The 14747-nt window shown below is 70.2% G+C and carries 14 protein-coding genes and 1 pseudogene; 7 read left to right on the plus strand and 8 right to left on the minus strand.

Annotated elements, in window-relative coordinates; all coding sequences use genetic code 11:
• The first annotated feature begins 311 nt into the window (after positions 1 to 311).
• The 7 genes and pseudogenes from ACGFW5_RS09180 (at position 312) to ACGFW5_RS09210 (ending at position 4437) form a co-directional block, all read left to right on the plus strand.
• Positions 312 to 527 (plus strand): hypothetical protein, encoded by a 216-nt coding sequence (locus ACGFW5_RS09180; protein ID WP_393833539.1) that lies wholly within the window; start codon positions 312 to 314, stop codon positions 525 to 527.
• A gap of 181 nt (positions 528 to 708) precedes the next feature.
• Entirely contained in the window at positions 709 to 1098 is a 390-nt protein-coding gene (locus ACGFW5_RS09185; RefSeq protein ID WP_393833540.1) for a hypothetical protein, read from the plus strand.
• Positions 1099 to 1341: 243 nt separating this feature from the next.
• On the plus strand, positions 1342 to 1668 hold the full coding sequence (locus ACGFW5_RS09190) for a hypothetical protein (protein ID WP_393833541.1): 327 nt from the start codon (positions 1342 to 1344) through the stop codon (positions 1666 to 1668).
• A gap of 248 nt (positions 1669 to 1916) precedes the next feature.
• Positions 1917 to 3026, plus strand: coding sequence for a serine hydrolase domain-containing protein (locus ACGFW5_RS09195; RefSeq protein WP_393833702.1), 1110 nt, complete (start codon positions 1917 to 1919; stop codon positions 3024 to 3026).
• Positions 3027 to 3246: 220 nt separating this feature from the next.
• A pseudogene (locus ACGFW5_RS09200) lies at positions 3247 to 3672 on the plus strand (RHS repeat-associated core domain-containing protein); the annotation flags it as partial.
• A 24-nt stretch (positions 3673 to 3696) separates the two neighbouring features.
• Positions 3697 to 3939 carry a restriction endonuclease fold toxin gene (locus ACGFW5_RS09205; protein ID WP_393833703.1) on the plus strand — a complete coding sequence of 81 codons (243 nt, stop codon included), beginning with the start codon at positions 3697 to 3699 and terminating at the stop codon, positions 3937 to 3939.
• Positions 3940 to 4041: 102 nt separating this feature from the next.
• Entirely contained in the window at positions 4042 to 4437 is a 396-nt protein-coding gene (locus ACGFW5_RS09210; RefSeq protein ID WP_393833542.1) for an Imm7 family immunity protein, read from the plus strand.
• A 662-nt stretch (positions 4438 to 5099) separates the two neighbouring features.
• Here ACGFW5_RS09210 and menC read toward each other — a convergent pair.
• The 8 genes from menC to ACGFW5_RS09250 all read right to left on the minus strand — a co-directional run bounded on the left by menC (position 5100) and on the right by ACGFW5_RS09250 (position 14536).
• Complete coding sequence (gene menC / locus ACGFW5_RS09215; RefSeq protein ID WP_393833543.1) at positions 5100 to 6209, minus strand: o-succinylbenzoate synthase; 1110 nt, start codon at positions 6207 to 6209, stop codon at positions 5100 to 5102.
• Positions 6210 to 6259: 50 nt separating this feature from the next.
• Entirely contained in the window at positions 6260 to 7033 is a 774-nt protein-coding gene (locus ACGFW5_RS09220) for a GNAT family N-acetyltransferase (protein WP_393833544.1), read from the minus strand.
• On the minus strand, positions 7030 to 8112 hold the full coding sequence (locus ACGFW5_RS09225; protein WP_393833704.1) for a M20 family metallopeptidase: 1083 nt from the start codon (positions 8110 to 8112) through the stop codon (positions 7030 to 7032). Before ACGFW5_RS09225 ends, ACGFW5_RS09220 begins: the two co-directional genes overlap by 4 nt.
• A gap of 246 nt (positions 8113 to 8358) precedes the next feature.
• Entirely contained in the window at positions 8359 to 9381 is a 1023-nt protein-coding gene (locus ACGFW5_RS09230; protein WP_393833545.1) for a dipeptidase, read from the minus strand.
• A gap of 79 nt (positions 9382 to 9460) precedes the next feature.
• On the minus strand, positions 9461 to 10153 hold the full coding sequence (locus tag ACGFW5_RS09235) for an ABC transporter ATP-binding protein (RefSeq protein WP_393833546.1): 693 nt from the start codon (positions 10151 to 10153) through the stop codon (positions 9461 to 9463).
• Positions 10150 to 11967 (minus strand): dipeptide/oligopeptide/nickel ABC transporter permease/ATP-binding protein, encoded by a 1818-nt coding sequence (locus tag ACGFW5_RS09240; RefSeq protein ID WP_393833547.1) that lies wholly within the window; start codon positions 11965 to 11967, stop codon positions 10150 to 10152. The genes ACGFW5_RS09235 and ACGFW5_RS09240 overlap by 4 nt, the downstream gene beginning before the upstream one ends.
• Positions 11967 to 12956 (minus strand): ABC transporter permease, encoded by a 990-nt coding sequence (locus ACGFW5_RS09245; protein WP_393833548.1) that lies wholly within the window; start codon positions 12954 to 12956, stop codon positions 11967 to 11969. Before ACGFW5_RS09245 ends, ACGFW5_RS09240 begins: the two co-directional genes overlap by 1 nt.
• A complete protein-coding gene (locus ACGFW5_RS09250) occupies positions 12953 to 14536 on the minus strand; it encodes an ABC transporter substrate-binding protein (RefSeq protein WP_393833549.1) in 1584 nt (527 codons plus the stop codon). Before ACGFW5_RS09250 ends, ACGFW5_RS09245 begins: the two co-directional genes overlap by 4 nt.
• Between the last annotated feature and the right edge of the window lie 211 nt (positions 14537 to 14747).

The following is a 14747-nucleotide window of genomic DNA, read 5'->3' on the forward strand; positions in this document are numbered from 1 at the left end:
TCCTTACGCCATTTCGCTGCGGTGCGCACCTGCCACAGCACGTTCCAGGGCGCAGTGAGCGTGGATGTTTCTGAACCCGGTTCATGCGGGGGCTCTATGTCGTCTTTCGTCAAGACGGGGGCGTCGTCACCCGCCAGTGTGCCGCCCGGCCTCGGCGGTCCGGGCCGGTTCACCGGCGGTAGCAGTGGCCTAACCGCTCTGTTCTGGCGCTGAAACAACCAGCCCGGCCCTGCTGGCCAGGGCCAGAGCACCATCACCGCTGATGGCGGCCTGGCTCCACCCGCAGGGCCGGACCTGGGAGACTTGGGATCATGACCGACCGTCGACCGCTCTCGCTGCCCGTCTTCTCCGACCCCGCTTCCGGCGCTCCCGTACCCGCCCAGGCGGGTGGGCGCCGGCCGATACCAGTCGAGCAGGGCGCCGACTTCCGCCAGCCGCCCGGAGAGACCGATCCCGCGCCCGCCCCGGCCCGGCGTCCGCTTGCCCCCGGCGGCCTCACCTTCTCAGACCCGGACCGCCCCATCTGAGCGCTACCGCCATGGGTTGCGCCACGTCCAGGACCAGCGCACCACCTGGCCCCACCGCCCGGTGTGCCGGCGCCTCCACCTGGACAGTGGCCGTAGTCGGCCCGGCCCCCGCCTCGGATACCGTGTTCCTCTACGGGGTGCCATAACGGATGTGACGCCCCCCACCGGAGGTAGTCAGCGTATGAGTTCAAAGCGCAGCAAGAATCCAGCCCTGCCCGTACTCGACGATGCATATCGACTCGAATCGGTCAAGGGCGCCGAAGAGTCCACCCGCGACTTGGCCGCGCGGCTGGCCACCACCGAGCTGCGCCGCGTTTCCCACCCGGGCCGGATCACCTGGGAGCCCACCGATGAAGCCGAGCCCGTACCGGTCCCGCCGACTGTGGTCGACGGCGACGGGGACCTGTGGCTGCGGGACCGGGGTACCAACACCTGGACCATGCCCGAGTTCAACCCGAAGGAGTTCCCGGCTCGCTGTGGCGAGGTTCTGACGTGGAACCAGCTTGCCCGCGAGTTCGGACCGCTCACCGCACTGGCCGACGACCGCCGCGTCGGCGGCGGCCGGCGCTGACCGCGCGGCCTTCTGGGATGATGCGCCCCTGAAGCGCCCGTCACGGGCAGCTGGGAGCTCCAGCTCACCGCCGAGCTCTCATCGGAGCCGCGTCCCCACGCGCCGATCAGTGACTCGGCGTGGCCGGGCCACAGACCCTGAGCCGGCACCCGAAACTGGTCGACATCTGCTGTCGGACATCACGCAGCCGCATATCCGGGACATCTGCGCGCCGCGCTGAACGTCGTCATCGCCCAGCAAGTGATGCCCGCCTTCAACCCGGCGGCGCACGTCGAGTCGCTGCCGGGTACGCAGCCGCAGGCCCCCGTCCAAAGCGACGAGCGCATTGCGTGTTCCCTCACGCTCTTCGACGCCCGGTCCCGGTGCATCGAGACCTGGCACGGGCGGAGTATCAGCACCGACGAGGTCTTCGACCTCCTCGACCTCCTCGACCTCAACGGTGACGGCTACCGCAGCCGCCCGGAGTTCGCGGTCCTTTGGTCCCAGTCCTGGATCGGCGACGGCCCCGCCAAGCCGGGCAACCCGGTCTGCGGCCGCATCCCGGAGCAGGGACACGCCACAGCGGACTGACCTTCCGCCCCGGAGCCGGCCCCGGCCGCCGGGTACGGGGCCGGCCGGACATCTCCGGGGGGTAGCCCCACCTGGGGTTGTGCGGGTAGCGGGATCGTGGCGGAAGGCGGTGCCTGGACATGCTGGACCGAGCACCGAGCACATACCGCTGCGTTGTCCACCGATCCCGTAGGAGTCCCTTCGTGCGCGAGCAGTCAGGGTTGTTGTCCCGTCCTTCCCGGCAGCACCGGACGGGTTGGCGCAGAGCCGTGCCGACCGTGGCCGCCGTGGCCGTGGGCGCGCTGACGATGAGTGCTCCGACCCCGTCCGCGGCGTTCGCCGCCACCCGGCAGGACACCGTCCAGCAAGGACTGAACGCGCTGGTGGCGGAGGACGGTGTCCCTGCCGCGCTGGCGAGCGTCCAGAGCCGCGACGGCCGGAACCGTACCTACACCGCGGGGGTCGGCGACCTCGCCACCGGCGCGGCGGTGCCCCGTGATGGCCAGGTGCGCATCGGCAGCAACACCAAGACGTTCACCGCCGTGGTCGTCCTGCAACTGGTCGCAGAGGGGAGGATCAGCCTCGACGCGCCGGTCGACACCTACCTGCCGGGCGTCGTCCGCGGGGACGGCATCGACGGACGCCGCATCAAGGTCCGCCATCTCCTGCAGCAGACCAGCGGTCTTCCCAACTACAGCGACTACCTCGGTGAGGACGTCCAGCACTTCGAACCCCGCCAACTCCTCGACATCGCGCTCCGGCACAAGGCCGAGTTCGACCCCGGAACGCGCTGGAAGTACAGCAACACGAACTACGTCCTGGCCGGCTTGATGGTCGAGAAGGTTACTCATCGGTCGCTGGCCCAGCAGATCGACCAGCGGATCATCCAGAAGCTCGGTCTGCGCCCCACTTACTTCCCCGCCCCCGGTGACGCGACCATCCGCGAGCCCCATCCCACCGGCTACTACCGGGATTCGCTCCATGCGCCGCTGCAGGACGTGACGGAGCTGGACCCCTCCTGGGCCTGGGCGGCGGGAGCGATGATCTCCACCAACTCCGACCTCGACCGGTTCTTCTCGGAGCTGCTGACCGGCGACCTGCTCAAGCCGGCCCAGCGCGCCGAGATGCGCACCGGCACCGTTCCCGCGGAGGAGACCTTCGGCCCCGGCGCCCGCTACGGTCTGGGACTCGTCAGCAAGCCGCTGTCGTGCGGCGGTCTCTACTGGGGCCATGGCGGCAGCTACCCGGGATACGAGACGCGGGGCGGGGCCACCGTCGGCGGCCGCGCCGCCAACGTCGCGGTGAGCCTGCAGCTGTCCGACGAAGCGACCAGAGGACGTGTCGACCGGGTCGTGGACGCGGCCCTGTGCCGCCGCTGAAAAGGGCCGGCCCAGGGCCCATCGAGGCATCGGACGGCGGGGGCCCGATGGATCGTCGGCCAACGATCCACCGGGCAAGGGGTGTTCCGGGCGGCTGCGACCGCAGGAACGCGAAGCCCCCGCACCTGCGACCTACCTCGCGACCGGGAGACCGTCTCGACAGGGCACGACGCGCGCCCAGGGACTTGAGGGGCCCGGTCAACTGCCGCATCGCGCCACGCTCACCTGGGACTACGACGGTCTCACTCCTATCGCGCAGACCGAGCGCCTGACCGACGCGGCCACGCAGGACGAGATCGATGCCCGGTTCTTCGTTCTTCGCCATCACGACCGATCTCATCGGCACCCCGACCGAACTCGTTGACGAGCAAGGCCGGATCGCTTGGCAGTCGCGCGCCACGCTGTGGGGCGTCACGTCGTGGAACGTGGACGCCGATGCGTAACACACCGCTGCGCTTCCCCGGCCAGTACTTCGGCCCCGAGAGTGGCCTCCATTACAACCACCATCGTTAATACGATCCCCTCACCGCCAGATACACCACGCCGGACTCCACTAGGTCTGGCTCCGGCGCCCGACCCGGCCGGGTACGTACAGAATCCGTGCACGACCAGTGATCCGCTGGGACTTGCCCCTTACGAGAACAACGGCGGTCTCGGTGAACTGCAGAAAGTGAGCAAGCCCGACCCAGCTGCTGACAAGCTCGCGGAGAAGCTGAGTGGCGAGTCCCGGATGAAGTTCGAGAACGATCCGTCAGGCCGTGAATTCGACGCGATCAGCGACGAGTGCGTGGCTCAGGCGAACCCCGAGGCAATGCAGATGGGAAGCGCCTTCCGTAACCAGGCCAAGGCGACGTTCGAACGCTCGATAAAATCCGGCCGTACTCCGTACTCCGTACTTCCACTTCGAGGGTGAGCCGACCCCCGAGGTCATCAACAAGCTCAAGGACTACGGCAGACGCCACGGGATCGAACCCGTCGTTGAAATCAGCCCTTTGTGACGTATCGAAAGAGGATCATGTACGAGTTTCACGGCTGGTTCGGCATCGCAGAGTCGCCGGAGGAGGCTGATACCGGCACCTTGCAGCGGGGCATCGACGAACTGCGCGAGCGCGTCGAGTCGCTGGACTGGTCGACGGGCGAGGCGGTGCTGCGCGCGCATAACGGGGAGTGGTTCGTGCGGGTTGACGGTCTGGTCAACCGCCGACGTGACGAGGCCGCGGAGCTCGACGCCCTGGTCGTCTTCATCGCACGCCGCTTCCCCGGCGCGTGGGGTCTTCTGTACGAGCGCTCGGACGACCTGCCGGCGCCGCCGGGGCCGGGCGCCTTCCGAGTACGGGTGTTGGCACGTGGCGAGGTAACGGTGCGGCTCGATCCATTTCTGTCGCCGGTGCGGCCGATCATCGAAGACTGACCGAGCGCGACACTGTCTCTGCCGGTATGTTCGCAGGGGCAGCTCTTTTGCTGCGGGTTTCGCGAGGACTAATGCACGTTGAAGACGCCCCTGGCCGCAGCCGGTGTGACGGCTGGGGCTGTCTCAGGTTTAGGGACGCCGGCCTTCGGCTTCGTGCACGTGATGTCGTTCCACATGTCGATGGCGCATCATGTGGAGTGCGTCGCGATTCCTGAGCCTGCCGAAAAGGCGCGCTGACCTGCTGTTTCGTCGAGTGGGCATGATATGCGCTATGGGCGTTACGGCTATGTTTTTGACGCTCAATGACGCTCTGGGAGGGGCCTTCCTGCCCGCCGCCGCAAAGGGTCGCCGTGAGGGTGAGCGGTGCGGGCAGGCGGAGCGGGGCCGATCGCGCCTCGGGGGAGCGGACTGGTCGCGCAGGATGCGGTCGCCCGTGCTGCCACGGTCGGTGGGCGCGGTTCCGCCCGGCGCCGGCTCACTGCCGCGGTGCAGTGGGGTGGGGCCGGCATCGGGAGCCGACAGGGGGAGTCGTTGGTGGGCGGGGCTGAATGTGCCGGATTCGGTTCGTTGTGGAAGACGAGTACGTGGGGGCATGGTGGGGCAGGGCTGCAGGTGGCGGGCTCCCGGACGGCGGGGCGTCCGGGAGATCTCGTGCGGCTGGGTCAGAGGGCGATCCATTCGCGGGAGGTGGTGACCTCGGCCAGGACCTCGGGCAGGGGCTGGGTGCCGAGGCCGGGGCCGGTGGGGACGTCGAGGTGGCCGTCGGCGAGGACGAACGGTTCGGTGATGTCGGTGGCGAAGTAGCGGTTCGAGCCGGAGGTGTCGCCGGGAAGAGTGAAGCCGGGCAGGGCCGCGAGAGCGACGTTGGCGGCGCGGCCGATTCCGGTTTCGAGCATGCCTCCACACCAGACGGGGATGCCGTGGGCGCGGGCGAGGTCGTGGATGCGTCGGGCTTCGAGGTAGCCGCCGACCCGGGCCGGCTTGATGTTGATGATGGAGCAGGCGCCCAGGGAGATGGCGGCTGCGGCGTCGGCGGCGGACTCGATGGACTCGTCCAGGCAGATCGGTGTGCGCAGGCGCTTCGCCAGCTGGGCGTGCTGCACCATGTCGTCGTTGGCCAGCGGCTGTTCGATCAGGAGCAGGCCGAACTCGTCGAGTTTCGCGAGCTGTTGTGTGTCGACCAGGGTGTACGCGGCGTTGGCGTCGACCTGGAGGAGCAGGTCGTCACCGAAGCGCTCGCGCACGGCGCGGACCGGCTCGACGTCCCAGCCGGGCTCGATCTTGAGCTTGATCCGGACGTAGCCCTCGGCGACGTACCCCTCGACGGCGTCGATGAGCTCGGGGAGGGAGTTCATGATGCCGACCGAGACGCCACAGGGGACCCGGTCGCGGGCGGCACCGAGATAGGAGCCGAACGACTCGCCGCAGGCGCGCAGTTGAGCGTCGAGTACCGCGCTCTCCAGCGCCGACTTGGCCATGTGGTGACCGGTGAAGGGCTCCAGGATGCGTCCCACGGCGGCGGCGTCGACGCCGTCCGTGGGCAGGGCGGGGATGAGGAACTTGCGCAGCGCGTCCTGGGCCCCGTCGACGTACTCCGAGCAGTAGCGGGGCTCGGACATGGCCGCGCACTCGGCCCAGCCCTCGCCGTCGGAGGTGACGACACGGACCAGCAGGACGTCGCGGCAGGTTTCGATGCCGAAGGAGGTGCGGAACGGGGCGACGAGCGGCATCGCGATACGGCGCAGCTCGACACCGGAGATCTTCGTCTTCATTGCGGGTGACTCCTGTGAGGTGGTGCCTTTACGCGGCTGAGGTGGTGCCTTCACGCGGCGGGGGTGCGGCGCAGGACGTAGCTGCGCCGGTCGTGGAACCCGACGACCTGCGCGCCGTCGGCGAGCAGGCCGCCGAGGGTGTGGCGTACGGCGAGCCGCCAGGCCCGGGCGGCGCCGGGATCCGAACGGCGAAGCGCCTCGATGTCGTCGGGCAGGTCGATGAGGACGGTGGTGGCGTCGGTCGTGCCCGTGGCGGGGCGGCCGTCGTCGTTGCGGAGGCCGTGGACGGCGTCGGCGGGCAGTTCGGGGCAGCGGTCCGCCGGTGGCTCGGGGGACGCGTTGAGGTCCCAGGCAGTGAGGGCGCGGTCGGATTCGTCACCGCCGTTGATGGCGTCGTCCATCTCGCCGTAGAAGGACGTCAGGTACTCCTCGGGGCGGGCGCCGAGCTTGACCAGGTTGAAGTAGGCGTTGCGGCGGATGAGCGGGTCGTAGGTCCAGGTGATCGTTTTCAGGCCGCGGGCGAGCGCCCATTGGCGTTGGTGGAGCTTGAGGGCCAGGCCGACGCCGCGGCTCTGGACGGCCCCGGTGATGTGGGAGTGCAGGCCCGTGCCTATGGGGTCGCTGTAGAAGGCGACGGATGCCCCGATCAGCCGGCCGTCCTCGTAGGCGCCGGCGATGTAGTTGCCGGCGTGGGCCAGGGCCCGCATGATCTCGGCGGAGATGGGTGCGCTGTCCGGGGCGGTTCCCCATACGTCGGCGAAAAGCCGGGCGACGGTGCCGAGGTCTTGCATCGTGTGGAGTTCGCGGATGGCGGGCCGGTTCACCGCACTGCTCCCACCAGGTGGGCCAGGAGCCGGGCGCGGGCCGGCATGGTGGCGACGATGACGTGTTCGTGGTCGGCGTGCGCGCCGTCGCCGACCGCGCCGAGACCGTCGAGGGTGGGGCAGCCCGCGCCGGCGGTGTAGTTCCCGTCGGAGGCCCCGCCGACCGCCGCCTGCTCCAGTGGGCCGAGGCCGAGCTGTGCTGCCTTCTCGCCGGCGAGGGCGAACAGTTCGTGGGAGGCATCGGGGTCCAGGGGCGGGCGGTTGGGGCCGCCGTCGATCTGGAGGCGGGCGCCCGCAATCTCCGGCTGCAAGGTCCTGATGAGCTGGTCGACCGCTACCTGCGCGGCTGCGGTGGGGACACGGACGTCCACACTCAACTCGGCCCGTGCGGGCACCGTGTTGCTTGCCGTGCCGGCCGACATCACCGTCGGGGTGATGGTCGTTCCCGGGCCGGCCGAGCCGTTGACCGAGTCGGCGATTGCCTGCAGAGCAAGGAGCTGGTGGGCGAGTTCCGTCGCGGCGTTGACACCCTTCTCCGGTTCGAGCCCGGAGTGGGCGGCGCGGCCATGGACCGTGATGTCGTACGAGGAGACGCCTTTGCGGCTGGTCTTGAGGGCTCCGCCGGGCGCCGAGGCTTCGAGGACGAAGGAGGCCGCGCACTGGCGGGCGAGATCCTCGATGAGAGGCCGGGAGGTGTCCGAGCCGGTCTCCTCGTCCCCGGTGACCAGGACGCACACGCCGTCGAGCGAAGGCAGCAGGGTCAGGGCGTGGAACATCTGGACCAGGCCGGCCTTCATGTCGAAGACGCCGGGGCCACGGGCGATGCCCTGCTTGACCGACCAGGGGTGGGTCGTGAGGGAGCCCATCGGCCAGACGGTGTCGTGGTGGCCCAGGAGCAGGATGCGTGGCGTTCCGAAGGTCCACTGGACGTGGGTGACGCCCTCGGCTTCCAGTATCAGAGGTTCGGCGCCGAGCAGACGCAGGCCCTGGGCGGCGACCACATGGGCGCTGCGGGCCACCGCTTTGTGGTCGGCGGAGTAGGACTCGCAGGTCACGAGTTCTTCGAGGTCGGCGAGCATGGCGTCGAGAGCGGGCGTACGGTCCGCGGGCGCGAACGAGGTTACGGCGTCATCCGGCACGGTGCGTCCTCCAAGGTGGGATGACCCCCACGCTAAGTTCGCGGGCCGGGGTCGAGTTGGTGGTGCGGTGACAACCTGGGCGGCCGGTTCGTATCCGGAGCCGAACCCGCAGAGCCGGGCGGCGGCGGGCGGCGGCGGGCGGCGGCGAACGGACCGACGGCCCGCCGCCTTCTCGGGCCCGTGCCGTCAGCCCATGTGCGTGTTCATGAGTCGCTGCATGTTCCCACCGAGGATCTTGACGATGTCGTCCTCGGCGAGGCCCCGCCGCAGGAGGGCTTCGGTGACCAGGGGCATCCCGGCCGGGCCCTCAAGGCCGGGGAAGTCGAACATCGGGTCTTCGTCGTCCGGGCTCTCGCAGCAGGGCGGGGTGACATCGGTCATGACCTCGCGGACGAAGTCCGCTCCGAGCCCGACGTGGTCGATGCCGGCGACCGAGACGATGTGTTCGATGTGGTCGACGATGCGGTCGGGGCTCACCTTCTCCTGGTCGTCCGTGAGGAAGTCCGGTACGAAGTTCACGCAGACCACGCCGCCGGTGGCGGCCACACCGCGGATCTGGTCGTCGGTCAGATTGCGGTGGTGGTCGCGCAGCGCGCGGGCGCACGAATGGGTCGCGATCACAGGGCGCGTGGCGAGTTCCAGGACGTGGGCGACGCCGCTCGCGCCGAGGTGCGAGATGTCGAAGAGCATGCCCAGGCGTTCCATCTCGCGCACGGCCTCGATGCCGGGAGCGGTCAGCCTGCTGCGGGTGGCGTCCTCGCGGCTGCCGTCGGCGAGCGGGGTGCGTCCCCAGTGGGCGATGGACGCGATGCGCACGCCGAGGCGGAACAGGGTGGCGAACAGCTCTGTGGAGGCGTCGATGCCGGGCGAGCTCTCCAGCGCGAGAACGAGGGCGATCTTGCCCTGGGCGAGGGCGGCGTCGATGTCGGCGCCGTTCAGACACAGAGCGACGTCGTCGGCGTTGTCCTCGGCCAGGGTGTGGGCGCATTCGATCATGCGGAGTGTCTGGCGTAGTGCTCCTTCGGGCCGGTACTGGTCGTCTATGAACACCGGCAGGACCTGGATGTCGATGCCGCCTTCGCGCAGTTGGGGCAGCCAGCGTGTGCGGAAGAAGCTGCCCCAGCGCCTGGGCGGGCGGGCGACGACCGCCATGAGGAGGTCGTTGTGGGCATCGGCGACGACGGCGCGGTGGTGCAGGTCCAAGGTCACGACGAGTGCCTTTCGGGTGGTGGAGGACGGAGCCTGGCAGCCCGCTCCGGGGCGGTTGTCGGGCTGGGGGCAGCCGGGCTCAGGCGCGGCCGAGCCGGGGTACCGCGTCGAGGAGGGCGCGGGTGTAGGGGTGTCGCGGGGCGGTGATCACCTCGTCGACCGGGCCGGATTCGACCAGGTGGCCGTGGCGCATGACGGCGACGGTGTCGCACACGTAGCGCACGACGGCGAGGTTGTGCGAGATGAACAGCATGGTCAGGCCGAGTTCGGTCCGCAGATCACGCATCAGGTTGAGGACCGCGCCCTGGACGGACACGTCGAGGGCGGAGGTGATCTCGTCGGCGATGAGTACCTGCGGCCGGGCGGCCAGCGCCCGGGCGATGGCGACGCGCTGTCGCTGGCCGCCGGAGAGCTCGCGCGGGTACTTGTCCGTGTACGAGGCGGGCAGGGCGACGAGTTCGAGCAGCCGCGCGAGTTCTGTGGGCCGTTGGGCGCGTGGGACGCGGATGCCTTCGGTGATGGCGGCGCCGATGCTCATGCGGGGGTTGAGGGAGGAGTAGGGATCCTGGAAGACCATCTGGACCTGCCCACGTGCCACCCCGGAGATCGTGCCCCGGTACGGGGTGAGGCCGGCGGCAGCCCGGGCCAAAGACGACTTGCCTGAGCCGGACTCGCCGACCAGGCCGGTGACTTCGCCCTTCGCCACCTTCAGGCTGACGTCGTCCACGGCGGTGAAGGAACCGAACCGTACGGTCACGTCGGTGATGTTCACGGTGTCTCCCAGCAGGCCACCGCGTGTCCGTTGTCGCAGGTGCGCAGTTCGGGGCGGGTCGCACACCGGTCGGTGGCGAGGGAGCAGCGGTCGGCGAAGGCGCAGCCGTCGGTGACGTCGCCGGGTGCGGGCTGGCGGCCCGGGATGGTGGACAGGGGCTGGGAGCGGTCGGTGTCCATGTCGGGGAGCGAGCCGATCAGCGCCCGGGTGTAGGGGTGGCGGGCGTCGCGCAGGGAGGTGGTGGGAAGTTCCTCGACGATGCGCCCGGCGTACATCACGGCGATCCGGTCACACAGGTCGCTGACGACGGCGATGTCGTGGGAGATGAACAGGGCGCCGGCGCGGGTGTCGTCGACGACTTCGCGCAGCACCTTGATCACTTCGCGCTGGACGGTCACGTCGAGGGCGGTGGTGGGCTCGTCGGCGATGATCAGGCGGGGGGTGCCCATCAATCCCATGGCGATGACGGCGCGTTGGCGCATGCCGCCGGACAGCTCGTGCGGGTACTGGCGTACGACCTGGTCGGGCTCCTTGATGTGCACCCGGGCCAGCCGCTCGACTGCGCGGGCCCGTGCCCCGATGCGGGTGGCTCCGTCGTGCAGGGTGGCGACCTCGGCGAGCTGCCCGCCCACGCGCAGGGCGGGATTCAGGGAGGACGTGGGGTCCTGGAAGACCATGGCCAGTGAGGCGCCGAGCAGTTTGCGGCGTTCGGCGTCCTTCACGGCGCCGAGGTCCACACCGCACAGCCGGCTGCGGGCGCTGCCCACCAGACCGGGGTGGGGCACGATCTGTCCGATCGCCGCGGCGGTCATGCTCTTGCCGCTGCCCGACTCGCCGACCAGGCCGACGATCTCCCGCTCCCGTACGGTCAGCGACACCTGGCGGACGGGGGTGATGCCGCCGGGGAACGCCACGGTCAGATCGCGTACTTCGAGGACCGCGTGCGGTACGGGAGTGTCCGTGGCCGGGGCGATGACGGGCGGGGCGGGTTTGCCGGCGGGGGAGTTGATGCCGGCGGCGGCCTTGGCGAAGGTGTCGCCCACCAGCATGAAGCCGAGGCCCGCGAGTGCGACTGCGGTGGCAGGTGCGACGACGACGGAGGGGGTGATGTAGACGTGGCCGAAGGCTTCGTTGAGCAGGCGCCCCCAGTCGTAGGACGGGGCCTGGACGCCCATGCCGAGGAATGACATGGCGGAGAGGCCGAGCAGGGCGGAGCCCATGGCCTGGGCGGTGTTGAGGATGAGCGGTTCGGCGATGTTCGGAAGCAGGTGCCGGGTCAGGACACGGCGGCGGGGCACCCGCAGCATGCGGGCCGCCGCGATGTAGTCGGCGCCGGCGATGGAGGCGGTCAGGGTGTGGGTGAGCCGGGCGAAGGCCGGCGCGAGCGCCACGCCGATGCCCAGCACGGCGCCGCGGGCTCCCAGGCCGGTGACGACGGCGGTGAACATCGCCAGAAGCAGGGCGGGGAAGGCGACGAGGATGTCGACCCCGGCGATCACCACCCGCCCGGCCCGGTACGGCAGGAGGGCGGGAAGCGCGCCCAGGAGCACTCCGCAGGCAGTGCCGATCAGGGTCGCGAGGAAGGCGAGGCCCAGGGTGAGGCGGGTGGCGACCAGGGTGCGCGCGAGCAGGTCACGGCCGAGCGCGTCGGTGCCCAACAGGTGGGCGCTCGACGCCCCTTGGTTGATCCGGCTGGGGTCGATGCGGGTCGCGGCGGCCTCCCATATCGGCGGGCCGATGAGGGCGAGCAGCACCATGACAGCGACCAGGACCGCGCCGAGCAGGCCGGCGGGATTTCTCAGCAGGCGGCGCATCAGCCCTCCTGACGGTTGCCGGCGGACAGGGCGGACTTCGGGTCGAGGAGACCGAGGACGATGTCGACGGCGAAGTTGACGACCAGGACGAGCGCGCCGTAGACAAGGATCATGGCTTGGGCGACGGGATAGTCCTTCTGCGTGATGGCCTCGACCGTCCGCTGCCCCAGGCCGGGCCAGGCGAAGACGTTCTCGACCAGGACGCTGCCGGTGATCAGCCCGCCGAGGAGCAGCCCGCCCATGGTCAGGGTCGCGGTGAGGGTGTTGGGCAGCAGATGCACCGCGTACAGCCGCACGGCGGGCAGCCGCTTGGCGTGGGCCAGGCGCATGTAGTCGGTGTCCAGTTCGCGTTGGGTCTCCACCCGGGCCAGTCGGGCGATCATCGCGGTGGGGGCGATCGAGAGCGCGGTGACGGGCATGAGGTAGGAGGTGGGCCCGGTCAGGCCGGCCGGCGGCAGCAGTCCCAGGGCGAGCGCGAAGACGAGCAGCAGCGCGAGGCCGTAGAGGTATTCGGGGATGGCGACGGCGGCGCCGGTGAGCGTGGTGAACGCGGTCTCCGTACCGCGTCGACGCCCCTTGTGGGTGCGCACTGCGGCCCACATGCCCAGGGGGACCGCCACCACGAGGGCGACGAGCGTGGCGAGCAGCGCGAGCGCCAGCGTGTTGGGCAGGCCCTGGGCGATGATGCCGCTCACGGGCTGGGAGGAGAAGAACGAGGTTCCCAGGTCACCGCCGCACACGTGCTGGACGTAGTGCAGGAACTGGGTGGGCAGCGCGTCGTTCAGGCCGAGTTCGGCGCGGCGGGCGTCGACGAGTTGCCTGGGGGCGGTGGGGCCGAGCATCTGTCGCAGCGGGTCGCCGGGGATCAGGTGGATCATGGCGAAGGACGCCAGGACGAGCACGGCCAGGGAGATGGCAAGGCGCAGCAGGTGGCGGGCGAGGAACCGCGGGGTCAGACGCCGCGCGCGCGGTGGGGCAGTGGTGCTCATCTGCCCGCTCCCGTCATCCGGATCGACGTCGGGTCGAACAGCCCGGCGGTGATGCGGAACGTCGCGTTGTGCGCCGCGGTACTGAGGGTCTTGTCGACCACGGGGATGAGGTCGCCGCTGTCGAACAGTGCGCTCTCCGATCCTGACCACTGCGCGCAGCCCGCCGTGTCGGGGAGTGTGCTCGCCTGGGCGGTGAGCCTGTCGTACGTCGTGTTGGTGAGGTGGGCGAAGTTGCCGCCGTCGGGGGTGAAGGGACCCGACAGGGCGCCGAGCAGCTGGGTGGGCAGGGTGACGCCGAGCGGCGCCCAGTCCACGTCCCAGTCCTGGGTTACCGTCTCGATCTCGCCGTAGGCCGCGTCCGACAGGGCCCTCAGCTTGACGTCGACGCCGGCCTTCTTCCAGGCGTCCGCCAGGTACTCGGCCGCAGCCGCCATCGTCTCGCCGCCCGACGTGCCGTAGATCATGCGGAGGGTGAGCTTCTTGCCGTCCTTGCGGCGGACCCCGTCGCCGGAGCGGTGCCATCCCGCGGCCTCCAGGGCCGCCTCGGCGGCGTGCGGGTCGTAAGCGGGCAGATGTCCGCCGACGGTGTCACCGGGGCAGGGGCGCGGCTGCATCACCAGACCGGTGGGCCGCAGTCCGGTGCCGCCCGTGGCGATCGCGCCGAGGTCGTGCAGGTCGACCGCCTGGAGGAGGGCGGTGCGGACGGCCCGGCTGTGTCCGGGGTGCCCGGTGCCCTGGTGGAAGAAGAACTCCTGGGTGCCGTTGGGCTGGACGCTGGTGGTGATGCCGGGGACGTCGGTCACCCGCGCACGGTCGGGTCCGGCGAACTGCGCGGCGTTCAGCTGGTGGGAGAGCAGCAGGTTCGCGGCGGTCGACTCGCTCCCGACGACTTGGAGGACGACCGAGCCCGGCATGGCGGGGTCGGATGCGGTGGCTCCGCCGGGGCCCCACGTGTAGGTGGGGCGCCGGGTGAAGGTGTAGCTCTGGTTCGGTCGGGCCGACGTGAGCTGGAAGGGGCCGGAGCCGGACGTGCCGCTTTTGAGGAGGGAACGGTCTTTGAGTCCTTTGCCGCAGACCATGAACAGATAGCGGGTGCTCTGCAGGATGAACGCGAACGGCTCGGGGGTGGACAGTGTCACCGTGCCGGTGACGTCGTCGGCCTTCGCGGTCAGGCCCTCGGGGACCACGACACCGTAGGCGGGCGACTTGGTGGCCGGGTCGGTGATGTGGGCGACGTTCGCGGCGATCGTGCTCGCCCGCACCGGGCTGCCGTCGGCGCAGGTGATGTTCCGCCGCAGGGTGAAGGTGACCGAGGACGCTTTGACGTCCCACTTTTCGGCCAGGCCCGACACGACGCGACCGTCGGAGCCGATGTTCACCAAGGTGTCGTAGGCCAGGGACAGCGCGGTGTAGGTGGTGGTGTTCTGCACCTGGGCCGGATCGAGCAGACCGGGGTCGCTCTTGATCGCGAAGCTGAAGGCGTCACCACCGGCCGAGCCGGCCCGGCCACTGCCACGGCCGCATCCGGCCACCAGTAGCGACGCCGCGAGACACACGGCAATCACTCGGGCTCTGTTCATTGGGGCTCCCTCGGGGCGGAAAGGTTGCCTCACATTCGCGGCTGCTGACCGGAATTGATTCAGAGCCGGCGACAAAGCCCGCAGGCTGTTTTCGGATCGCCGTCCCAAAAGCGACAGGTCTCGCGTGTGCCGGGCCCGCGGACCCGGCACACGCGAGAGCCCCGGGCCGCGTTCGTGGTCCGGGGCAGGCAGGCGTGCGGGGCAGGCAGGG

The sequence above is a fragment of the Streptomyces sp. NPDC048416 genome (assembly GCF_043200435.1).
Lineage (GTDB): Bacteria > Actinomycetota > Actinomycetes > Streptomycetales > Streptomycetaceae > Streptomyces.